Origin of the sequence: Rhizobium sp. NPDC092011, from assembly GCF_044756305.1 — a bacterium.
Taxonomy (GTDB): Bacteria; Pseudomonadota; Alphaproteobacteria; order Rhizobiales; family Rhizobiaceae; genus Rhizobium.
The window spans coordinates 104,226-126,022 of sequence record NZ_JBIVSO010000012.1; the positions used below are offsets into that span (position 1 = coordinate 104,226).

General features: G+C 57.4%; 19 protein-coding genes. 12 read left to right on the forward strand and 7 right to left on the reverse strand.

The genetic code is table 11. The features are described 5' to 3' along the window. Positions 1-476: 476 nt before the first annotated feature. Positions 477-4,514, forward strand: a complete 4,038-nt coding sequence (locus tag ACIQJ2_RS30770) for an NACHT domain-containing NTPase (protein WP_147413884.1) — start codon at positions 477-479, stop codon at positions 4,512-4,514. A 234-nt stretch (positions 4,515-4,748) separates the two neighbouring features. Here the strand turns inward: ACIQJ2_RS30770 and ACIQJ2_RS30775 are convergent, their stop codons facing one another. Then, a complete protein-coding gene (locus ACIQJ2_RS30775) occupies positions 4,749-5,093 on the reverse strand; it encodes a gamma-glutamylcyclotransferase family protein (RefSeq protein WP_047627455.1) in 345 nt (114 codons plus the stop codon). Positions 5,094-5,232: 139 nt separating this feature from the next. Here ACIQJ2_RS30775 and ACIQJ2_RS30780 point away from each other — a divergent pair, with 139 nt between their 5' ends. After that, positions 5,233-6,045 (forward strand): arginase family protein, encoded by an 813-nt coding sequence (locus ACIQJ2_RS30780; RefSeq protein WP_400674149.1) that lies wholly within the window; start codon positions 5,233-5,235, stop codon positions 6,043-6,045. A gap of 3 nt (positions 6,046-6,048) precedes the next feature. Beyond that, positions 6,049-6,723, forward strand: a complete 675-nt coding sequence (locus ACIQJ2_RS30785; RefSeq protein ID WP_047627458.1) for an FMN-binding negative transcriptional regulator — start codon at positions 6,049-6,051, stop codon at positions 6,721-6,723. A gap of 80 nt (positions 6,724-6,803) precedes the next feature. On the opposite strand, the gene ACIQJ2_RS30790 is transcribed toward ACIQJ2_RS30785, so the two are convergent. From ACIQJ2_RS30790 to ACIQJ2_RS30805, 4 genes are all read right to left on the reverse strand, one after another. Continuing rightward, positions 6,804-8,627: a cytochrome c biogenesis protein DipZ gene (locus tag ACIQJ2_RS30790; protein ID WP_047627460.1), complete on the reverse strand. Its 1,824-nt coding sequence runs from the start codon at positions 8,625-8,627 to the stop codon at positions 6,804-6,806. 18 nt (positions 8,628-8,645) lie between these two features. After that, on the reverse strand, positions 8,646-9,131 hold the full coding sequence (gene msrB, locus ACIQJ2_RS30795) for a peptide-methionine (R)-S-oxide reductase MsrB (RefSeq protein ID WP_047627461.1): 486 nt from the start codon (positions 9,129-9,131) through the stop codon (positions 8,646-8,648). 587 nt (positions 9,132-9,718) lie between these two features. Further along, positions 9,719-11,572: an AAA family ATPase gene (locus tag ACIQJ2_RS30800; RefSeq protein ID WP_047628741.1), complete on the reverse strand. Its 1,854-nt coding sequence runs from the start codon at positions 11,570-11,572 to the stop codon at positions 9,719-9,721. A gap of 23 nt (positions 11,573-11,595) precedes the next feature. Further along, the gene (locus ACIQJ2_RS30805) at positions 11,596-12,222 is read right to left on the reverse strand and encodes a hypothetical protein (protein WP_245432218.1); all 627 of its coding nucleotides are present in this window, start codon (positions 12,220-12,222) and stop codon (positions 11,596-11,598) included. A 227-nt stretch (positions 12,223-12,449) separates the two neighbouring features. Here ACIQJ2_RS30805 and ACIQJ2_RS30810 point away from each other — a divergent pair, with 227 nt between their 5' ends. The 3 genes from ACIQJ2_RS30810 to ACIQJ2_RS30820 all read left to right on the forward strand — a co-directional run bounded on the left by ACIQJ2_RS30810 (position 12,450) and on the right by ACIQJ2_RS30820 (position 14,324). Further along, a complete protein-coding gene (locus ACIQJ2_RS30810; RefSeq protein ID WP_130270583.1) occupies positions 12,450-13,196 on the forward strand; it encodes a hypothetical protein in 747 nt (248 codons plus the stop codon). Positions 13,197-13,262: 66 nt separating this feature from the next. Further along, entirely contained in the window at positions 13,263-13,595 is a 333-nt protein-coding gene (locus ACIQJ2_RS30815; RefSeq protein ID WP_120296419.1) for a hypothetical protein, read from the forward strand. Positions 13,596-13,667: 72 nt separating this feature from the next. Next, positions 13,668-14,324, forward strand: a complete 657-nt coding sequence (locus tag ACIQJ2_RS30820) for a type II toxin-antitoxin system VapC family toxin (protein ID WP_052227462.1) — start codon at positions 13,668-13,670, stop codon at positions 14,322-14,324. Positions 14,325-14,328: 4 nt separating this feature from the next. Here ACIQJ2_RS30820 and ACIQJ2_RS30825 read toward each other — a convergent pair whose 3' ends face one another. Continuing rightward, complete coding sequence (locus ACIQJ2_RS30825; RefSeq protein ID WP_047627465.1) at positions 14,329-15,108, reverse strand: GNAT family N-acetyltransferase; 780 nt, start codon at positions 15,106-15,108, stop codon at positions 14,329-14,331. 304 nt (positions 15,109-15,412) lie between these two features. Between ACIQJ2_RS30825 and ACIQJ2_RS30830 the strand changes: the two genes are divergently transcribed. Beyond that, positions 15,413-17,485: a DNA cytosine methyltransferase gene (locus tag ACIQJ2_RS30830; protein WP_047627466.1), complete on the forward strand. Its 2,073-nt coding sequence runs from the start codon at positions 15,413-15,415 to the stop codon at positions 17,483-17,485. Here the strand turns inward: ACIQJ2_RS30830 and ACIQJ2_RS30835 are convergent. Next, a complete protein-coding gene (locus ACIQJ2_RS30835) occupies positions 17,482-18,159 on the reverse strand; it encodes a hypothetical protein (protein WP_047627468.1) in 678 nt (225 codons plus the stop codon). The genes ACIQJ2_RS30830 and ACIQJ2_RS30835 overlap by 4 nt on opposite strands. 578 nt (positions 18,160-18,737) lie before the next feature. Between ACIQJ2_RS30835 and ACIQJ2_RS30840 the strand changes: the two genes are divergently transcribed. The 5 genes from ACIQJ2_RS30840 to ACIQJ2_RS30860 all read left to right on the forward strand — a co-directional run bounded on the left by ACIQJ2_RS30840 (position 18,738) and on the right by ACIQJ2_RS30860 (position 21,781). Further along, positions 18,738-19,160, forward strand: coding sequence for a hypothetical protein (locus ACIQJ2_RS30840; RefSeq protein WP_047627469.1), 423 nt, complete (start codon positions 18,738-18,740; stop codon positions 19,158-19,160). Positions 19,161-19,288: 128 nt separating this feature from the next. After that, entirely contained in the window at positions 19,289-19,726 is a 438-nt protein-coding gene (locus ACIQJ2_RS30845) for a hypothetical protein (RefSeq protein ID WP_047627470.1), read from the forward strand. 97 nt (positions 19,727-19,823) lie between these two features. Further along, positions 19,824-20,825 (forward strand): hypothetical protein, encoded by a 1,002-nt coding sequence (locus ACIQJ2_RS30850; RefSeq protein WP_052227463.1) that lies wholly within the window; start codon positions 19,824-19,826, stop codon positions 20,823-20,825. A 126-nt stretch (positions 20,826-20,951) separates the two neighbouring features. Next, positions 20,952-21,344 carry a hypothetical protein gene (locus ACIQJ2_RS30855; protein ID WP_147413885.1) on the forward strand — a complete coding sequence of 131 codons (393 nt, stop codon included), beginning with the start codon at positions 20,952-20,954 and terminating at the stop codon, positions 21,342-21,344. Positions 21,345-21,361: 17 nt separating this feature from the next. Further along, positions 21,362-21,781: a hypothetical protein gene (locus ACIQJ2_RS30860; RefSeq protein ID WP_047627472.1), complete on the forward strand. Its 420-nt coding sequence runs from the start codon at positions 21,362-21,364 to the stop codon at positions 21,779-21,781. Positions 21,782-21,797: the final 16 nt, after the last annotated feature.

Below are 21,797 nucleotides of genomic sequence, written 5' to 3' on the forward strand. Positions count from 1 at the left end.
CGGGAACCCGCGCAAGCAATTGAAAAATATACGTAATTTACGCCGATGAAAATTTACTTCACTACTTTTAGACAGAACTTCACTAGAATTCGAGCAAGTTTGAGCCGGAACGGGAGATTATTCGGGGAGTCGGAACAATAAAGCAGCGCAGTGCGGATTGCGCGACCAATAGATTTGCACTAGCAGGCGCCTTCCCCGCGGATATCTGAGTGGGCATCGAATCCGAGCCGTGATGAGAAAGCAGACGGTCAGTCGATTGTTCGGAGGATCCGAATAACAGTTCGGGAAATCCGATGAAGCGCACTTTGTGGGGACGCACTCTGATTCACCTGGTGGAACGACAGACAATCAACAAAAGGGGCCCGGACTTAACGGGGTCTTGCGTTCGAACTCTTAGTTGAAAAGCTCTGTTGATTGGCATGGCCGACAGCTCGGTCGGCATGGATCTGCGCCCGCCGATTGGCTATCGATATTCAATGGTCGATTTCTACATTAACCGCCGCCTAGTCATTGATCTCGAACACCTGTCAGAGCAGGAGGTTTTGGATCGCGGCTCGGTGTTTGTCGTCCTAGCTGAACCAGGAGCGGGTAAGACCGAGCTGCTAGGCGAGCTGGGTCGAATCTGGGGCGTGAAACCGGTCCGGGCAAGCCTGTTTCGCCATAGCTCTAGGACCGCGCAGACAACACCCTTGATTGTTGACGCCGTGGACGAAGCGGCGAGGATCGATCAGTCGGCAGTAGACCAAATAATTGTTCGGGCACGGGAGGCATGTGACGGTCGCGTCGTATTCGCCAGTAGATCGTCGGAATGGGCGGAAGACCGTACACGCTTGGTCAGGGATTGCTTCGGCACTGACCCGATAATCGTTAGAATCGAGGCGTTTTCTGACGAGGAGCAGAAGCGGCTTTTTGACACACATCTGCATGGCGAATCCTTTAGTGACTTTTCGAAAGAGGTCGAGCGTTTCGGGCTTTCAGATTTGCTGGGCAATCCGCAGTTTCTCAAGCTTCTCGCAGATGCATTTGTTCAGGGTGGTCGGCGCTTCAGTTCCAGAACTCAAATATTCGAGGATGCTGTCGACAGGCTTGCGCTCGAGCTAGGACCGATCGCTGGTCAAAGGCGCGCGCCCACGAAAGACATCGTCGCTGCCGCGTCCGAAATCATGGCGAAGCTCCTACTCTCGGGGACATCGGGCACAGCCACGAAAGAGCAGCAAGCAACCTCGGAGTTTCCCTACCTCCCGCTGCTGTTGAACTCCAAGGTAACTGAGTCATTCGCAGCGCTGGATACGAAACTATTCAAGCCTACCGCCCACTCCGACCATCACGAACCGGCCCACCGGATCGTCGCCGAATATTGCGCGGCGCGGTACATCGTTGGTCGGGTATCGGACGCTCGAAATCCACTACCACTTCGAAGAATTCTCGCCGTGATCGCACCCAATGGCTTCGTGCGCGACGAACTGAGGGGGCTGGTAGGATGGTTAGCAACGGTAGGTTCTGAGGCTATCCAGTGGAAAGCGGTGGAGTTGGATCCTTACGCAGTGCTGGGCAACGGCGATCCTTCGCGACTTGCTACTTCTTCGAAAAGACGCCTGCTCCAAGCGCTGGAAAAAGCGGCGTCGATGAACCCCGGCTTTCGGCGCGGCGATTACGTTCGAAAGTTCAGCGTCAACGGGTTCTTTTGCAACGAGGTGGCAGAGGATGTGGTCTGCCTTCTACGCAGGTTGTCTGTGAACTCGCCTCTTACCGACTTGCTTTTGGAACTCCTGGTGGTGGCCGGTGGTCCGACAGTGCTGGTTGGTGAAGTTAGCAAAATACTCCATGACGTCTCCGCAGCGCAGCACACGCGCGTCTGGGCGTCGCGTGCACTTATCAAAATTTCCGGACAAGAGCCTGAAGCAGATTTTCAAAGACTCCTCGACGAAGGAACAGCCGCGGCGTTAGGCGTGGCTGTTGATATGGTTCATGAAGCGGGAGCAGATGCGTTTTCTGACACACTGTTCGCGAAGTTTCTCGATGTCCTCATTCTCCACCTGCAGCCGCCACGTCGCATTCGTGACGACGCCATATGGATGGCTTCATTCGAGCTCAAGAATGTCCTGGCGAAGTTCGCACCCCAACGGATAGCTCTTCAACTAGATAGACTAACAGAGAACCTCGCTTGTTCTTGCGGTCGACCAAACCACGATTGTCAATGCAGGCGCGGCGTGAGCATTGTCGCTGGACGACTGCTCGACCGCTATTTCACGGACATAGTGGGTCCACACCATCCGCAAAATGTTTGGAAGTGGATCCGGGCGCTTTGGTATGAACATCAGGGAGACGCCAAGACCAACGCCGCAATTCGGTTACTCGTGAACGACGACGGACTTCGCCACTATGTACATAGGCTAGCGTTCATCAATGCCGACAGCATTGACACAGCATGGGATATTCGATGGAGCCTTTGGGATGGTCATCACCACAGTGGATTGTTGCTGAGGAGCGACGATGACCGATTGCTGACTGACTACGCGTTCGAAATCAACAACGTGCATGTCTGGGCTGTCCTATGGCATCGGCCGCGCTCCTCAGGCGAGAACCAAGGCCCGGATGAGCGCCGTCGGCGTCTGCGAGAGCAAGCAGCACAAAAGCCGACTTTCGCGGCGGAATGGGCGCGGCGAGAGAGGCGCTTCCGACTGCAGTTCGCAGAGGATCGGTCGACGAAAAGCAGACGTCTCCGTCGGAGGGAGAGGAAAGACAGGCAGCAAGAGCTTCAGTATCAGGCGAAGCTATTTCAAGAACGTGAACTTATAGAAAGCGGTCGAGACTGGGGATGGGTCAACTATTTCACCAACCGATATCTCTCCGACCGAGCGAGCCTCTCCGATTCAAACGGAGAAAAAGTGATTGCCGAGAATTGTCTAAAAAACTGTCTCCACCATCTCGCCGTGCCATCATTGGCCCAGCTCGCTGTTGGGCGAAATCTTCGAGGCGCACGCGCTGCTTTTGCATCGACTTGGATCCACTCCTGTGAGGGAGGGGCTTTGGACCGGATCGACACGCCGTTTCTGCTTGCCGCTTATGTGGAAGCGAACAGATCTGGCTGGATGGACGAAAGCGAATTCAAAGGATTCGAGCATGAGCTCGAAAAACGTCTTTTCAAAACCGTCAGCGACGTGGAGGCCTTTGCTCGGGGCTACATAGAACCTGGGCTGATGGGGCCGAGGGAAGGATTCACGCACGTCTGGTGGCTCGTCAGAACGCAATTGTGCTCGACGTTTCGTTCGGAACTGGCGCGGGAATGGTTGTGGAGATTCCCAGACATGCCCGCCTCTGCTCAGGAGACACTGTTCAACTTGGCTATAATGACGAAAGATCGCCATAGCCTTCTGGCACTGATTGGCGAGCGCGCGCGTGCTGAGGCATGGTCGGATGGCGAAATGGCTGCCGAAGCTAACGATCGCCATTTGGACAGGCGCTTCTGGAGGATCAGGAGGTTTTTCTTTGAAAGTGAGGATAACGACGGATGGGACGATCTTAGGTTCGACCCTAAATCAATTTTCGCCATCGATGACAAAGCCGGGCGCCTAAGCGACGGGAACAAGGGCTGGCCAGGCCTTTCTGCAGAAAAGATTTACAAGATCCTCGACGCTTTCGTCGAGGAGTGGCCAGAGGTTCACCTTCCCAATACCTGGGGCACAGGAGATCCAGATGAACAGCGCGCCTACCGCTTCCTGCGAGACGAGGTTTGGAGGATAAGTCGCGACGCTCCTGATCGCGCGTTACCGGTGCTTGATCGACTAATTGCCGATCGGCGGTTCGCCGGTTTCGACGAGGCACTATCGACGATGCGTGCGGAAACTCTCAAAAAATTGGCGCTTTCAGGCTTTACTGCACCGACTGCCAGGGAGATTTCATCGCTGTTCGACGTCGCAGGCGTCGCAAGCGTGGAAGATTTGCGGGCACTCATGGTGGAAGAGCTGGAAAATCTTCAGGATTGGCTTCGTACTGCGGAGACTGACGCGCTCGAAACTTATTACCGTGACGACTTGCACGTCGACGAAAACACTGCGCGCAATCGCGTTGTGGACGTACTGAGGCACCGTATGACGGCCATGAACATGCCAATCGTGATCGAGCATCACATGGCGGACAGTAATCGATGTGATTTCACAGCATCCGCAATGATCGAGGGACGGCGCCGTCTTCTCGTGGTTGAAGCAAAGGGGCAGTGGCACCCTAAACTATTTTCGGCCGCCGCGGAGCAATTAAACGAACGCTACGCCACCCATCACGATGCTGAGTCCCAAGGCGTGTATTTGGTTTTCTGGTTTGGACCTGACGTCAAAGTCGCCGATCGCGTCGGCCACGATCTGCGAACCGCGAGTGATCTTCGCACGCGGATTGAGGAAACGATGCCGGCGGAACTGCGAGCGTTCATAGATGTAGTCGTGTTGGACGTGTCTCGGCACCCGTCTGGAGAGAAATATCCTCCTCGTTCAAGTGTCTCTGCGCAGAGAAATGCCTAATGTCGCCACGCTATAGAAGGTTTCATTATCCGCACGGAGGAGCGTCGAGCTGAAGGGACGAAAACTTTGCGTTTATCGATCCACTTTTTGGTTCTATCGATCCAAAAAGTGGATCGTAACCGGTGTCCCGCTCTCACGTTGTCCTCGCTCGATCTGATCTGTGTCGAACAAGCCCTGATGACGATGGAACTGCCGGGCGCCGGCCGCGAGGGAGCAGTCTGAGGCGGTGTCGCTTCACGCCTTTACGTAGACCCAGGCTTTTGTGCCCGAGGCGAGCACAACTTCGATCCGCTTGTAGTCGGACACCTCGTAAGCGTCCGCAGCCTCGAGCTCAGCAGCCGTGATATCGAAGACTGTGCCGGCGATCGCGTCGCCGTAGCTGTCCGACAGAATAACAATCGGGTGAAACCGCTCGCCGCTCTTCGCGAGCACATCAGGGTCGGTGATTTCTACCATCTCTTTGCGGAAACCCGGCATGGCGTCAGGTCGCCCGGTGAGGAGCCGCCCAAACGACGACATCTGGACGTTTTCCAACTGCAAAGTGCCGTAGGAAAAAAGGTGGATCTTCGGGTCGGACATGAACGCCTCTATGTGCTTGCGGCCGAAAACTTCTGAGTTGCAACCGCCGTGCTGGTCGATATATCCGTTGGAATATAGCGATCACCTTAGCGGCGCAACAGCGGCTGGCCGCCGGCAGGCTTAAGCAGGGAGTATGGATTTGACGTTCGAGATAATTGTTTCGCAGGGACGCATCGCCGACCGAACACCTGGTGCCATCACGGGCGCGGCCAAGACGGCGAAGGCCCTTCAGGATCTAACCGGACTGTCTGCGTGCTCCATCGGAACGCCGTCACCGGCCAAACAGGACGACTGGTCGAACAGCCTGCCGGACGCGCGCGACAGTCTGTCCAAGCTCCAGACCGAGGTGGTCGATATCTTCGGCCGCGGCAACACGCCATTGATGGCCATGAACACCTGCTCCGCGAGCTTGGCGACATTGCCGGTTGTTGCGCGTCTATTTCCCGAAGCGACAATCCTCTGGATCGATGCGCATGGTGACTTCAATACGCCGGACACCACCGAGAGCGGATACCTGGGTGGCATGGTCCTCGCCGCGGTGTGTGGTTTCTGGGAAAGCGGCTTTGGCCAAGGCGTGGATCCCACCAGGATCGTAATTGCAGGAGCAAGAGATATCGATCCTGTGGAAGCTAGACTGCTCGAGCGCGCTGGTGTCCGATCCCTTTCACCGACGCAAACTAATCCGGACTCGATCCTGTCGATTATCGGCGATCGCCCTGTATGGATCCATATCGATTGGGATTCAATGGAACCTGGCTTCGTACCTGCCGCCTACGCCGTGCGGGATGGCCTGCTGCCGAAGACGCTGCGCACCATATTCGAGAAAATTCCGGCACAGCAGATCGTCGGCATTGAACTCGCCGAGTTCGAGGCATCTGGCGATGACGATAAGGATGCATCCGCGCTCGGCGTCCTGATCGATGCGATATCACCATTGCTCGGATCGAGGTGATTCATGCACTACGCCGAATTCAAGCTCAACGAGCCCGACCTGATCCCAGCCATGGTTTCAGCCTTCCCCTTTGCGACCATCATGGTCAACGGCCCGACCTCTCCGCTCGCTGTGCACGCGCCGGCAACCTTGAGCACTGGCGCCGATGGCTCTGAGAGCCTGGAGTTTCATATTGCCGTGGCAAATCCGGCGTTCGAGACGATGCAGACGGATCCTTTCGTCACCGTATGTTTTCACGGGCCATCGACAGCGATCTCGCCCAGTTGGTACGAGGGCCGCTTCCCCACCAGGGACGCCGACCGGAGCCGGACCGCACCGACATACAACTACCTGAACCTCGTCGTGACCGGGCGCGTGACGCCATTGAACACGACCGAGCTTCGAGACCAGATAAGAGACCTGGTCCAAAAGCTCGAACCGGGTGGCGGCTGGCAGTTCCACGAAATCGCTACCGAAACCTATGCGGCGTGGTCTGCACTCATTCGCGGGTTTCGCGTCAGGATCGAAACAGCCGATTTGACCGCCAAGCTCAGTCAAGAGCAGAATGTCGAAGATCGTCTTGGAATAGCCAAGGGACTGCGCCGTCGGTCAGGGTTCATGGATGATGCAATGGCAGGGCTAGTTGAAGGATTCGATGGGTCCGCCGGCTCGCTCACGTCTTTGATCTGTGCGCGATAACAAATCTAAGTTTGACGGGATCAGGCTTAGTCCTCGTGAGCCTGTCCCCGCCCTTGCGAGCGCCCAATGCGCAGTCTCCGTCAGCCGAAGGTAAAGGCGTAGGCTTGTACGCCGGGATCGAGGAAGCGAATCTCGAACGTATGATCGGCTACTGGCCCGCGCTGGCGCAAAAGCTGATAAAGTCGCTGCCCGGTCACCGTGCCGTTCCCATCCGCATCGGTATCGACACCATGGCTGTCGCCCGGCGCCTTCCCATCGACCGTGACCTTGAAGCGCACGGGCCTGCCATCGACGCCGGGGCCGAGGACAAGGTGCAGATCGCGGGCGTGGAAACGAAAGTACACGCTGCCGTCCTTGTCGTTCAGATCCGCGTTCTCAGCGCCGACGGTCCAGTTCCCCGTCAGTCCCCATTCGTTCAGGCGAGGTTCGGCGGCGGTATAGACGTGCGGCGCGTCGTTGGTGGTGCCCTTGGCATCGACGAAGTGCTCCGAGCGCTGCCAGCCGACATAGGTTTCAGGAGACTGGACATCGCTCGCGTTGGAGGCTGCTTCGGCACCCGTCGCTATCACGTCAACGACATCGCCGGCCACGTTTGACTTGCCGGCCTCCGCAAGGAGCTGCTGGATGACCCTCTCGGACTGGTCATACTCGCCTTCCCCAAAATGGTGATGCCGCACGCGCCCTTGAGCATCGATGAAATAATGCGCCGGCCAGTACTGATTGTCGAAAGCGCGCCAAATGGCGTAGTCGTTGTCGATCGCCACCGGATAGGCGATGCCGAGATCGCCGACCGCCTTCTTCACGTTGTCGACGTTCTTCTCGAAAGCGAACTCCGGCGCATGCACGCCGATCACGACCAGTCCCTGATCCTTGTACTTCTCAGCCCAAGCTTTAACGTACGGGATGGCGCGGATGCAGTTGATGCAGGAATAGGTCCAGAAATCAACGAGGATGACCTTGCCCTTTAACGCGGAGACAGAAAGCGGTTGCGAGTTCAACCACTGAACGGCACCGTCGAGCGACGGCATGGTGCCTTCGACAGGGAGGACGTCGGCGCCAGCCTTCGGTTTTGCCTGCATCATCATCGCATTCGACCCGCTCATCATGGCCGGGTTGCCGCTCATCATCATGGCGCCTGTATCATTCTTGCTCATGACGACCGAGGATGGATGCCGCGGCTGGAGACTGTCGATCAGGCGTTGCTCCAGCGACGCCGTACTTGCAACGGAGGCCCGCGTCAGAAATCCGGTGTCCAGGCCCAGTCCGATGGCGACGACAGCGACCAAGACGGCAATGCCTACGCCGCGCCGCAGCCACTCGCCGACGCCGAGGGACCGTTTCATGACCTGGTACACCCTGCCGCCGACGAGCAGTGCCAGGGCAAGTGAGGTCGCCGCGCCGAGTGCATAGAAAAGCAGGAGCAGCGTGGTGCCGACACTTGCGCCTTGCAAAGCAGCGCCGGTGAGGATGAGGCCGAGAACCGGGCCGGCGCAAGGCGCCCACAAGAGACCCGTGGCAATACCGAGAAGAAGCGACGAGACGATTGTCGATCCACTCGTCCGGGCATCCTTGTCGGCAGACTGCGAAAGACGCGCGCCCAGCGAAACGATGGGGCGCGTCAAACGGTCGGAGAGTGCTGGGAACAGCAGGACAATGCCAAATGCCGCAAGCAAAGCCATTGCCGCGTAGCGACCATATTCGTTCGCCCGTACCGCCCATCCGCCGCCCAAGGCGGCAAGCGTTGCGACAGCGGCAAATGTCGCCGCCATGCCCACGAGCATGGGCAGGGTGCTACGCATGAAAGGCTGCCCAGCGCGGGCGAAAACGAACGGCAGCACCGGAAGAATGCAAGGACTGACGATCGTCAGGACGCCGCCGAGATATGCAAGGATGAAGAGGATCATGGAATGGTCTCTGTGCGATCAGGCCGAAGCCGGATGAAAAGTCATGGCGACGCCGTTCATGCAGTAGCGAAGACCGGTAGGCTTCGGACCGTCATCGAAGACATGGCCGAGATGACCGCCGCACCGACTGCAGTGAACCTCGGTGCGGGCCATGCCGAACGAGGTATCCGTCGTCGTTGCCACCGCACCATCGAGCGGCACCCAGAAACTGGGCCAGCCCGTGCCGCTTTCGAATTTCGTGGTCGATGAAAATGCGTCCTGCTCGCAGCCCGCGCAGGCGAAGTTGCCCTTGCGGTGTTCCTTGAGGAGCGGGCTGGTGAACGGGTATTCGGTTCCTTCCTTGCGGAGAACGGAATATTGATCCGCGGACAACAGTTTTTGCCATTCCGCATCCGTATGCGACACGGCAAAGCTTTCCGCGGCTATGGCCCTGCCTGTGAAACCGAAGCGAAGTGCGAGGATGCCGAGCCCCGCACCGGTAAGAACGTGACGTCTGTTGACCATAGTCGTGATCTCCTCGCGTAGCCCACTGCGCCCGGACGTAGGACGCGTTGAGGGTGTTTAACTCTGGATCGCTATATCGTCGTGAATATAGCGATACTCAGCTCTACGCGAGAAGAGCTCGTTTTGTTACGGCGCGGCGACGACAATAAAATGTGATCTGGGAACAGCCGGCCAGACAGATCACGGCCAGAGTTGTCCACGCAGCTAGATATCCACGCGTTCCGCTTGGTCGGTCTCGACTGAAGAAATTCATCAAGGTGGCCGGGTACCGCGCCGCTCAGACATCTTGCGTCGTGCCCGCCTCGTGACGCCAGCTCCTTCCATCACCTCCTTTAAGGACGGGGACGGCTCCACAATGACTTCAGCTAGATCATCGAGAGAAATGAGACAGACAAAACCACCTTCTGTCTCGATAACGACCGGGGACCCATTTTCGGCTGTTACCGACAGAAGGTAGAGGCTGCGCCTTGCTAGTCTTAGTTTGAGTGGCACCCCTCCAGCTTCCAAGATTGCAGCGGCCACTGCGGGACGGGCTACCGGAGGTGGTTTCTGCTTTAGAGTGCGAACGATCATCTTCCACGGCGGTCTCATGCTGCAAGATCCTCCGTTTCAGCCAAGATTTTCGCTACCTCCATGCCTTCGGCATGTCCCCGCCTTTCCAGGAGCTCAGCGAGCACCTCGATCGCCGCGCGGCGTCGCCTCACGATCTCGCGGGCTCGTGCCATTTCTCGTACGAGCACCCGCTCGACGCGTAGGGCGATATCCGGATTGCTGCTACGGAGGCGATCTCGGAGCAGAGGCGTGCCAGCCTCGAAATAGGACAGCCCCTCGCCCATGCCGAAAGAGATTTCCATTTCAGTGGCGATGTCGGTTGCGATCTGGAGATCCGATCCCTGACCTCCGCCGGCTCCGACGTATGCCGTCCCCAGCAGCTCTTCTTCGGCTGCTCTTCCTGCAAGATAGAACGCAATTCGATCGAGATGGAGCTGCCTATCCATTTCGTTGTCGTCCTTGACCATCAGCCTGGCGAAACCAACCGGCTGTGGACCACTGGCAGCGTCTAGCACGACAACATGGTCCAGCGTGCCGAGCTGCAAGTGCAGGGCTAGAATGGCGTGAGCCGCTTCGTGCACAGCGATCAGCCTTCGTCGCGGGCCCTCAAGCCTTCGCGCCGGCGGCAGGGCACGCATGATCATCTCGATGCTGACTTCAGATTTCAAACGCCGCGCTTCGCGCCTTACCTGGCGCCCGGCCTGCTCGAATGTCGCCCCGGTAAAACCCGCCGTAACCGCGGCGATGCTATCTACATCTTTGGCCGAGAGATGTTTACCAAAATAGGTCCGTGCGAGATGCTTTCGCTCGCCAAGGTCGGGTAGCCCGATCCTCAAATGCCGATCTAGTCGTCCGGGTCTCAACAACGCCGCGTCGATCGCCTCAGGATGATTGGTCGCGCCGACGACCACCACCCCTTCCAGCTTGGTGTGACCGTCCATCAGTTCGAGAAGCAGGTTGATGCATTGCGTCCAGTAGAGCTCGTGCCCATCGCTCCCCAACCGAGCGCGATCCCCGATGGCATCGAGTTCGTCAAGAAAAAGGATCGACGGCTTGTTGGAGATAGCCTCGTCGAAGCTTCGGCGCATGGCTGTCAGCGTATCGCTCAAATAGCCCGCAGATTGCCAGCGTGCAGCCGAAGTCGCGACGAGATGGGCGCCGCAAGATGTCGCGAGCGCCGCGGCGAACATAGTTTTGCCAGTGCCCGGCGGCCCGCTCAGAAGTAAACCGCGGTCGATGTCGCTCCAGGAAAGACGACCTTCTGTCCAGTCGCGAATATCCTTGGCAAGCGAGAGCCCCCAAACTTTGGCGTCGCCATATCCGACCAAATTCTCCAGATTTGGTTTCTCAGTGTTCGGGACAGAAAGTTGCGACATCCGCCGCAATCGCGCGAGCGCATCCTCGGCTGGCCTGCCAAATCGCAGCGCCGCAAACATCGAAGTGAGAGGAAAATCAAGGAGAGCCTTGGCGTCGGCGAGTCCGAGAACCTGCCCTGACAATGACTTTGCAGCCGCAACGAGGTGATAGGGCCTGACGGGATCGACGTCGATGATTTGATCAGCCGCAACGTCGAACTCTTCGGGCAGATCGTGGCCCGGCGGCCAAATGATCACAAATGACCCTCGGCCGTTCATGGCATCAAGCACCAAATCAAGTTGGAGCTTGCCGCGTCGATCGACCCGTGGCCAGACCGCGTCGACGTTCGATAGCTCGGTGGTCCGCCACACGAGATCAAGCGCGGCCCTCTCGTACTCCTTGCAGTTCGCCCCGATTGGGAGGCGTAGCACGACGACATGCTGCCGGTGATCGGGCACCTTGACGCCTCCGCCGAGGCGGACGGCGTGCTTAAGAGCGACACCATAGGCAAGGCGCTCCAAAGTTGGCTGCATGCTTGGTCCCCTGCGGTGGTCGATCATCTTGGACCTCCCGCAACGAAACGCCGGAGCACCGTCTCGGGTCCAAGCATGCGCTCGTCGAGATCTACAGAGATCAGGCGATTGAGGATCATCCACGAAATCCCGGTCATCGGCTGAACCTCCCTGAAGAGGTTCATGCAATCACCGATAGCCATCGAGCCCACCTCGTCCAAGACGGCTAGCATGCGGAGCCTGTCGTTCAAGGGCGTTCGATAATGTGCGTAGCGCAGCATGTCTTTCGCGTTCGCCAACCGCCATCCTTCTTCAATTTCCCCGCGAGAAATGAAACGGTGGTGGATGTGACTGCAGGCGGCGCCTTCGGAAACAGCAGCGTCTCCATCCAGATCGCAGGCATCGAGGAACTCGCGCCTACCGTTTCTGTAGTCGACCATGAAATCCGGGACGTGGACGCCATCGCACGTCGGGAACTCGATCGGGAGGCACAGCCACGCAACGATGTCGTCGTCGACATCTAAAAGGCAACCAAGATCGCGTGCCCCCTGAGTTCGGAACATCACGTCGCCGGAACACCTCACGGTGCCGAGCGGGTAGAATTTTTGGGAAATGGCATGCTTGTACGCAGCATGGAGCGCCTGCGGCATTTCAAAATGCTGGTGGCTCATAACGATACCCGAACAATGATTGACCCTAGCCGCGTCATGCGGCGCTAAGGACTCAACGTATTCGACGTATTCGTAGGAGAGCGATCATCATGGTGAACAAAATACGAACAAAATTCTTGGCGTCAATTGGAATTTTAAAATAGAGCGGCGATAATATGTTGTGCGGTGAGATCATGCCACACAACCGGCCAACAGAAGTTCTGCCTTGAATTTACACTGAAGCCGTGTTGAACCGAGATGCATTGTGCATCGAGCTTTCTCGTCACACTTTTTTGAATAATGTGCGCGGCGTAGCGCTGGAGGCGATCCAAGTGGACGCGACGATTTCCGACACTGTCGGCCTTGATAAACGCCTTTCTAGGATTGAGAGTGTCGCACGAGCTCTGTCGGACCTTCCTACAGACTATCTTGGCCCTCAAGGTACCGTTATTGCAGACGTGGAATGGTACGCGCTTGGGGCAATCAAGAAGACGGCGTCGCTGAGCCACGCTTTCTGCGCCCTTGTACGAACACGGAACACGTTAGCCGCTGCCGCTCTGGTAAGGCTTCAACTCGACACCGCCATGCGCATCTTCGGGCTATCGCTGGTTGCCGATGTAGAGGCCGCGGGCACTTGGCTGATGAATGACCAAAGCTACCTCAAGCTTCGATCACGGGACAACCACCCCCTCACCGACGCTTTTCTTCATCGCAAGCTCAACGAACAATATCCGGGTCTGACGGAAGCGTATGAGGATGGTTCGTCATACGTACATCTTTCCGCGCTGCACATCAAAACAGGCCTGTGGTCTCGCGCTGACACCCCTACACTCTTTTTTCACTTGCTAGGAACGGATGCCTCCCGCCCCGACGAATGGTTTTTCGACTTGATTGACTCGTTTGACCAGGCCACCAATCTGACCGCCGAGCTGATCGCTACCTTCATCAAAAGCCGTCGCGCTGGCCGCACCCCTGCCATAAAGCCGGGAGACTAGGCAGGCGTACTGATCTTCCACCAGGCAGGCGCCGGACGGTGCTCTGTGGTCTATTCGAAGCATAAGATGGAATTTGAAGCTGAAGGGGGCGGACTGACCGACCGGTCGGTTTATGAACTCGTAGGTATCGTATTTCAGGATGAAACGGGTTTCATGCTTAACGAATCCTTACCAGAACGCGCAGAAAATCCGTGGCTAGGAACGCCGAGCAAGGAAGTCGGCCGCTTCGCCTTTGGTTCTATCGAGCCTCACTCGAAGCTCATAAACGCCTGTATCATGCTGAATTTCTTGAGGTCCAACTTTTCTGGCAGCGTCAAGCAGTCGCTCGAAGTCTCCTTGCGCGTCTTTTGCGGTCCAGATTTTCCGAGATTCCATCGAGTGTCTCCAAGGACTCAATAATTAAACACTTAGCAAATGCCGACGCCTTAGCCTAGGTCCATATCGATCGACCCACGCGGGACCCGGCAAATCATGGGCGCAGTCATACTCGATACCAACGTTGTCAGCATCGCGCATCTACCCGAGCCGCCAACGTGGCTGATCAATTGGTTCCGCCGCCTGGGGCCAGAAGCCGTCGCCATATCGTGGGTGACGGTCTACGAGATAGAGTATGGAATACGGTTGTGCGAGCGCTCGAATTCCGAGACCGCATGTTTTGTTCTGGATTGGTTTGAGAAGCTTTTGAACACGCGCATGTACTTCCTTGAGATGAACTTGCCAGCATCGCGGATATTGGGAGAAATGGCCGCCTGCTCTCACCTCAGGCAATTGTTCGAAACGCAACCAAAAATAAACAAATGGGGCGAACACCTCAAAAATGAGAAGATCAAGCTCGGCGCGGACGCGATGATCGCGGCGATGTCTATTGCCTACGGCCTGCCAATTGCTTCGATGAACGTGAAGGACTTCGTGCTCATCGATCGCCACTTCCCCTTGCCCGGTCTCTACAACCCTCAGATAGACGAATGGGTACTCGGCCCTCCCGTCGGCTGGGGAATGGACAACAATGCGAACGATGACAACGTGCTCTCTGCGACCGACCGACCGAAACGGCACGAAATCGGTCCGGAAGTAAGTCGCCGACAGTCGAACTTGATGCTCGCTACGCGGGAGGAGCTATCAGACTAGGTCGTCACAGGTCGATCCGCTCAATGAAGAAGATCCCTCCCAGATCGCACTCCACTCCGATTTTCTTGCTCTCCGGATACTTGGCTTTGTCGTAGAGGATTTCCGCGCCGTGCACCTCAACCTTCACGAAGTAGTCGATGTATCGCGGGTTCAGCGGGTTGAAGCAGAAGACGCGCTCAGGCAACTGAATCGTACCATCGGGCAGACGCTCACCCTCACCCACGTGTTCGGATAAAGGCGTCGGATTTTCCTTAAACCGCTCTTCCTGCTCAAAGAACGAGATCGAGTACGGCACGCGATCGCCACGACCCAGAGCGAAATTGCGTTGCAAGACTTTGAACGCATAGAGTCCGTTCACAACGCGGCTTTCTTCAACAGGGATGAAGCCCATGCGCTTCCAGAATGGTTTGGCGCTTCTCGGCGCAATTTCGATCTCGAGGACGGAGCGCCCCTCCGCACGCGCGCACCCTTCCATGAAACCAGCTAGAATGCGGCCGTAACCTTTGTCGCGCACGTCTGGCCTGATTTCGAGGATGTTGGTTCCATCGAGGAACCCAACCGCCGCGTCGTTGACGATGAGTACATGGATTGTTGACGAACCTTCCTGCCAAGCCCTCTTGACGGAGTCCCAATTGCATCGGAACCCCTCGACCGGATGAGGCTCCTGCCAATCGCTTTCATTCCATTTGCGCGCGGCAATATCGTATGCCACCTGTTCCGCATCCAACCATGCCTCGATTTCGGCCATGCGAACGTCATCTGCCACATCAATCTGATAGTCCATCGAAGCTCGCTGTTAAAGAGGAAGGGATGCAGCCGGCCGGCGCGGACCATATATCGAAATTGCGTTATAGGAGGTCAAGTCCCATCCACCGCGGGCGTTGTCGCGGAATTCGAGGCCGAAGACATACGTGGACCTCTTTCAGCGATGCACGAAGACAGTAGGAATCCGGCGCCGCGGATTTCGCGCAGCACGATCAAGTCCCTTGCCACTTACCGAACCTTGACCTTGACGACTACAACTTGAGCTTTTCTTTTGGGAGAAGCGCAATGTGATTTTTGTAAGAGGTCTCCAACAGGAGACCGCAATGACCGCACCATCTGATGAGAAGTCCAGGGCGAAAGCAGAGAGAAAAGAAGCCGACGCCCGGCTGAGACGCCTTACGAGAGCTAAAGCGGCGCTGCTCAAGGCACGATCGAACCTGACCCGGTGCCTTGTTGAAACCGCAGAACTTGTAGAGTCCACGAAAACAACTCAGGAATGGACGAAAGAGCGAACCAAGGAATGGCTGGTATCGGAGATCGGGATGTCGCCGCGCGAGGCCACCACCGCCATATCGCTCAAAGCATGCTTAGGTGACAACGCCCAGGCGACTGTGGATGCCGGCCTACAATCCGAAGTGCTCGATCGCTTGGTTGATAGCGACGAGGAAGTTAGGTGCGACTTCTTCTCACGCCTTCAATCGGGCCGAAGTGTCGATGCCGAGCTTGTTGAAAAACTCGGCCAGGATACTTTCCTTTCCCGGCTTCCCGTTGGAGAAGCGCGCGACGTACGGCGGAGTCAAACGCTCGAGACGGCTGGACGCATTGCGGGGCCGGACCTCACTGCGGCACTCGAGGACGCCGCTTCGAAGTTGCTAAAGTGCCTTGATGAGGTGGTGGTTTATCTCCCATCGATGGATTGTGAAGAGCCGTGCTCTGAAGCTTCCCTGTTAGAGCCAATACGTTCCAGTGCAAACGTCACCCGAACCCTGTTTGTGATTTTGTTTGGCGACCAACATGCCGATTTGGCGAGCATGATCGATCTGGCTCTCGTCAACGACGTTCAGGCGTCGATCGCGTTCGCTTGGTATGCTCTGCGGAAGCTTGAAACCTCGCCGCTGTATCGGGAGGATATCGAGAATTCAGCCGGCCACTTGCACAATGTCCGGCCCGCGATCGAATTTCTCGCAGGCCGCCGCTCAGTCGCCGTCCCACTTTCGACCGAGAGAGCGCCAGTTAGCCGTGCAAACGCCGATCTGACGTTCATCGATTTCGGAGCGGGCATCGGTTGCGCAGCGCTTGGCTTGCAAAGCGCGGGATACAGAACCGTGGCGTTGTACGAGAGCTGGCGTAGTGCGTTCGCGACAGTGCAGATAAATCGGCCATCGTGGCCGTTGGCATCAGAACCCGCTGCATGGCACCTAAAGAAACTTTGTACAGAACAAGTCGATTTGATAACTGCGCTTCCGGTCTGGCGCCCATTTTCCACGTCTGAAGACTACCAACGCTCTTTTTATCAGCGCTCCCTGGCTGCCACCGCGGCAGTGCGACCAAAGGCGTTTTTCTTCGAAGTCCACTCATCAATGTTGGAAGACAAAGCCGTGCATTGCCGTGCGGAAATCGAGCGCGATCTTGCCGGGGAAGGATTCGACGTAGCATGGCACGCACTTGATACCGCCCACTTCGGACTTGCCCAGTCCAGAACGATCGGCGTGATCACCGGCGTGCGCAGCGGTATAGACAAACCTATCCTTCCAGCCTTCTCCGATGCTCCGCGCCGCTTTCTTCCCGAGGTAATCGGCGAGCTGGTCGAAAAGGAGCTCTCTCACTTTGGTCGCACATCGGCGGCGCGACGGTATTCAACGTGGCTGAGCCTTTGCGCCGGCCAGATCGCGCCTCCCTTTTTCAAAGGACCGGACGACGAAAGGAACGTTGAGGAGTGGGCCAAACTTGGATTGGGCTTCTCAAGCGACCCTCGAGTTAAAACGGGCGAGCTAATTCCTCTCACCATCAAAATGATGCAAACGATCCAAGGGCATCCTCACGGCTGGGCAATTCAAGGGGCGACGTTGGAACAGGAACTCAATGGGACCTCGTCGATGCCGCCAGCAGTTGCCAAGATGATAGGTCTCGCGATTTACTCGTCTCTGACCGGCAGGCCGGTCGACTTCGCCAAAGCACTGTCGGAGCCTTTGCTTCCGGAGATTCCAGCCGGATACAAACTCGGGAACTCATATTATGGCATTCATCCCCGGCTAGTTCCAATCAAGCCACGCAAGACGCTTCGACAGGTCGTGCATCCAGCGATCGAGTTAAGAGAAGCGTGGGCCAGGGAGTTCGGCCTCCCAAGCCCATACGGCCCATATGACTCCGATTTTGATGACCACGATATCGATTAGATAGTCGGGCGAGACCGTCGATCGATGTCCATGAATGTCGAAACCAACAACATTCGGATGGCATTCTGGTCACGCTTCAATGGGTCGCCGGCGAGTTCGCCGTCCACGGTTAGAATAACCTTGTTCCCATCTTCCGGATAAGCAAGAACGAACTCATGCCCCGCATACTCAAAGGTCAAGGATTCGCCGGTCTCGTCTCGGGCGCATTCCATCTCCGTGACACCAAAGTTATAGATGGATTGATTGAGCTTCTCCCAGCCCTCGATTAGGTACGAGTTGTCGATCACGAATGGCACTTCCTTCGCAAACGGCCGCAGATCGTAGTCACGAAGGTCCGTAGCGGTGCGGTTCAAAACTGCGTCCTTGCCGCCAAGGATCGGACCGTGGGCGATACCGTGAGATCTATACGCCTGCCAGCCGTTCGTTCCGATGTCGTAGACGGAGAAGTCTTGGATCCCCCCATAGGCATCCTCCCACTCCGCTTCGGCCTTTTGCGTCTGATACTCGTTCGGGAACATGATCATGACCGGCGATCGCCAATCGCCCTCGCCCGGTCGATGAAACGAAATCCGATGATACGGTCCGTACTCGTCGCGTACTGGCACCAGGCGGAGCACCTTCAGCAGCGGCCGAAGTGCATCTTCAATCTCGCGGAATCTGTTCTCGATGTACATTGCGTAAGCCCTCGTCTCGATTGGATATCCGAGAATCGTCGCCGGGTGCTTCGCATGAGACAAACGGATTCGGCGTGTATCAAGAGTTAGAGCTGTCTATCGCTCCGCCGAGCCAAAGCGGCGAACAGCCCCTGATCGGGTTGCCGGGAAATCGCCGCGTTAACCATAGTTAAAATTTTACTAAAATGCGGACATTGACGCCCGCGACAGTCGGCGTCCTTATATACGCGAGTTCTTCAACACACGGATCCTTCCGATGAAGATAGCGCGAATACATAGCCCGTTTCGGGCGATAGGCTCACAGGCCAACTGATCGCGCGGTCGCGGGTAAAAACCCCCTCGTCCTGAGCCAAGAAACCGGCAAAGGAATAAATTCCTAAACTCCTGCGCAAAAAAGAACAAACCCAGAAACGAACATGGATTCGTTGGGCCCGAAAACCTGTTGCATCGCTCAATGCAACAGGTGTTAAAGACCGGAATTTGCTGGCTTTTTCCTTGTAGACGAGCAGGCAAATGCACTGCTACCAATCCCTCAACGCTGAGCAACACGCTCATCGCGGTTTGTAAGGAGTACGCAGATGAAGATGTTCGATATCACTGAACTGGACACGTTCAAGCCAGCGCTTGTCGAGTTCCTGAAAGCACGGTTTGGGCGCCGTGTGAGTGGCACGCACGTCCTCATGCTGACCGAGATTTCGCAGTTACTAACGAAACGCAATATGACGTCGGCGAAGCGCCACCAGGAAGTGGTGATGCGGATCCGCCTCATTGCAAGTCTCAGCCGTCGTCCCCAACGCGTTCCCACTTTCCGGGAATGGTCCAACTTCGCGGTGGAGATCCGCAATGTTGCTGCCTCACGCGTCGGTGGCGAACCACTCGTCGCGGATCCTCGCAATCCGAAATTCGTCAAGGCGATTTTCGCTCATGAACTGGCTGCAAAGGCGGATCGAATAGTTGGCACGGTCTCCCGCGCCCCGCTCGGTAGCCTGCACGTCCTCTAACTTACCCCGATCCCAATCCTGCAAGGAGAACTGCCGTGTCGCAGAACGAACACGCATGCCCTTTGCCGTGCCTGCCTGACGGGGACGGTTTCCATCTGAATACCACGGTCGTCCTGAAAGGAGCGCCAATGACTACGCACCTAAACCTCGCCAATGCCGATGTTCCCTTCGCAAAGCCGACCCCGCCCGAAGTTCATCGCCGCATTGCTCGTGCATGCCTTCGTCTGGAGCGTCGTAACGTCGAGAAGACGCGCGAGAAGATGCTGGCGCTTCTCAACGAGGCAGTCTCGGAATGCCTGACGAATGCCCGTCGCCAGTCCGTGCGTGACTATCATCGCCAGCTCCAATGGACGGCTTTAAAGGAAGGTCTCGGCATCGCGATCGTTCCGTCGGAGACCACCTTCCGTCGGCGCGTGAAAAGCGCGGGCGCGGCGCAGACCGCAGCGACGAAGGGTGGAAAGCGTTCGATCCGCTCCAAGGAGCTCGAGGCTGTCGTCATGCAGGCTGTACTCGCCGCCTTCGAGATGATGCCGGATCGCACGATACGCCTTCGCCGCAACTGCTAGCCGACCCCGGCTAGATCTCCTCCCCATTCAAAACCTCCCCTCAAGCGTCCGGCCCACTCCGGCGACGGGAGAACTGCGCCCTCGAAAGGAGCACGAAATGAACACGACGACCAAAACCGCCCTTGGCACCACCCTAGACCACGGTCTCGCGACCGGAGCGAAACGCAGTCCGGGAAAACCGCTCGCGCCGAGTGCGGAGCGCAATCCCGGAGAGGGACGCCTGCCAATTGGCGGCCTCCGCTCGACGACCATCCTCAATTCCTTCGCCACTTTGATGGAGAACCTGATGCGTAAGGCCAAAGCCGCGCTCAAGCGCGTGCTCTACACCCGTGCCGGTGTCACTATGGACAACACCATTCCCGATACGACCACGTACCTCGTACCGGACCGCAACCACTTCGGCGTCATTCAGATGCCCAAGGACGGCTCCCCCACCGGTGAGGTGTGGATCGAGCCCGGCTCGACGACCGGCACCCGCGACGTAGATTTCGTGAGCACCGCAAGTTTCCGCGGCGCGATGAACTATGCCGACTTCAACCGCCAGCTCGTGATGGAAAGCACGATCGAGGGCCGCTTCATCGTCATCGCGATGAGCCGCCGCGACATCGTTGAAATCCGTGACCAGTGGCCACGCGTCGAATGGGTGGATCAGCACGGCGAGGTTCACGAGACCACGTTCGACTTCTGGATCCGCCTTGCCGACGGAACGTGTATCGCCGTCGCAGTCAAGCCCGTGTCGAAAGTGCGCAGCTCCGGCATTCTTGACACGTTGGCGGCGGTGCAGGCCCAGGGCATCGGCGGTTTCGCTGATCGCGTCGCTCTCGTCACCGAAGTCTACGCGAACCACGACGCAGCGTTCAATGCCGGCTGGAAGCTGCATGCCCGACGCATGCGCAATCAGTCCGAATACCTCGAGGCGTTCGGACTGGTCTCCGCAACCAATGGCTCGGTCCGCTTCCACGATCTTCTCCAGGGCGCGAAGTGCTCTGCCGGCCGCCGTATCGCGCTCTGGAACCTCATCGACGAAGCCGTCCTGGTTCCCGTCGGTACAGGCCGCATCGACGACCTCTCCTTCCTCCGCCGCGCAACCTCCAACTAACAGGTGCTCCCAATGACCGCTTTTTCCCGCCTGCTTCGTCGCCTCGCTGGCGCCGCCCCGAACAAGTCCGCAGCCGCTCCGGCGGCTTCGGAAACCAATTCCCCCATCGGACAGGAGAATCCTTCCATGACTACGCCTACGCACTCCATCAGCTCGGCCGACTTCATCCACGGCACCGCCGTTCTTCGCATGCTTGAACAGATGCGTGGCGTCGGTCACGGCGCTCAGACCAAGGCCTCGTTCACACGCAGCACGAAGATCCTCGCCCAGGCGTGCCGCATCTACCTGACGCTCGAAAGCTCGGTGATGGACGACCCAAATCGTCCGAAGGGATTCCGCTGCGACGATCTGCTCGAAGACTTTCTGAAGAAGGTCAAGACGGTGCTCCTCAATTCCGGCTTCACGACCGCGAACGACGATTTGCCCGGCCCGCATGGTTTCCGCCGCGCTCTGCGCGAATACGAGCGCGCCCGCGCCAAGGCGGCTCAGTCGCTCGAGTTCATCATCAACATTCACTGATCGAAAGGAGATCAGACATGACGAATCTGCTCATCGAAACTGCCAGCCTGCCTACGGTTTCTCCGTCCAGCTACGCTGCTTCGACCGCGATCCGCACCATCGAAGGCGGCGTTGAATACCGCTCGTCCGGCATGACCGACGCGGAGGCTGACGGGATGACAAAAGCAATGCGTGATCAGAAGAGCCTGGAAGAATTTTGGGAGAGTTTGCGCGCCCAAACGCCCCGCCCCCGTTCCAAGAACTTGAAACGCCGCCGCCGTTCGATCTGGCCGCACCTATTCGAGGAAGCAGAGGAGGAATTGCGCTCGCTCACTTCGCCGGTCGGACGCAACGCTTTCGGCGATTACCACGGCCGCGGTCGCAAGCCCTTCTTGGACAACGCCTGCATGCCGTTCGCGGCCACCGCCCACCCAGCTCTTTCCCTGAACATCAACTGATCGAAAGGAGATCAGA

Coding starts and splice junctions, on each gene's coding strand:
- ACIQJ2_RS30770 (WP_147413884.1), top strand. CDS start 477: ATGGTCGATTTCTACATTAACCGCCGCCTAGTCATTGATCTCGAACAC.
- ACIQJ2_RS30775 (WP_047627455.1), bottom strand. CDS start 5,093: ATGTCCGACCCGAAGATCCACCTTTTTTCCTACGGCACTTTGCAGTTG.
- ACIQJ2_RS30785 (WP_047627458.1), top strand. CDS start 6,049: ATGCACTACGCCGAATTCAAGCTCAACGAGCCCGACCTGATCCCAGCC.
- ACIQJ2_RS30790 (WP_047627460.1), bottom strand. CDS start 8,627: ATGATCCTCTTCATCCTTGCATATCTCGGCGGCGTCCTGACGATCGTC.
- msrB (WP_047627461.1), bottom strand. CDS start 9,131: ATGGTCAACAGACGTCACGTTCTTACCGGTGCGGGGCTCGGCATCCTC.
- ACIQJ2_RS30800 (WP_047628741.1), bottom strand. CDS start 11,572: ATGCAGCCAACTTTGGAGCGCCTTGCCTATGGTGTCGCTCTTAAGCAC.
- ACIQJ2_RS30805 (WP_245432218.1), bottom strand. CDS start 12,222: ATGAGCCACCAGCATTTTGAAATGCCGCAGGCGCTCCATGCTGCGTAC.
- ACIQJ2_RS30815 (WP_120296419.1), top strand. CDS start 13,263: ATGGAATTTGAAGCTGAAGGGGGCGGACTGACCGACCGGTCGGTTTAT.
- ACIQJ2_RS30820 (WP_052227462.1), top strand. CDS start 13,668: ATGGGCGCAGTCATACTCGATACCAACGTTGTCAGCATCGCGCATCTA.
- ACIQJ2_RS30825 (WP_047627465.1), bottom strand. CDS start 15,108: ATGGACTATCAGATTGATGTGGCAGATGACGTTCGCATGGCCGAAATC.
- ACIQJ2_RS30830 (WP_047627466.1), top strand. CDS start 15,413: ATGACCGCACCATCTGATGAGAAGTCCAGGGCGAAAGCAGAGAGAAAA.
- ACIQJ2_RS30835 (WP_047627468.1), bottom strand. CDS start 18,159: ATGTACATCGAGAACAGATTCCGCGAGATTGAAGATGCACTTCGGCCG.
- ACIQJ2_RS30840 (WP_047627469.1), top strand. CDS start 18,738: ATGAAGATGTTCGATATCACTGAACTGGACACGTTCAAGCCAGCGCTT.
- ACIQJ2_RS30845 (WP_047627470.1), top strand. CDS start 19,289: ATGACTACGCACCTAAACCTCGCCAATGCCGATGTTCCCTTCGCAAAG.
- ACIQJ2_RS30850 (WP_052227463.1), top strand. CDS start 19,824: ATGAACACGACGACCAAAACCGCCCTTGGCACCACCCTAGACCACGGT.
- ACIQJ2_RS30855 (WP_147413885.1), top strand. CDS start 20,952: ATGACTACGCCTACGCACTCCATCAGCTCGGCCGACTTCATCCACGGC.
- ACIQJ2_RS30860 (WP_047627472.1), top strand. CDS start 21,362: ATGACGAATCTGCTCATCGAAACTGCCAGCCTGCCTACGGTTTCTCCG.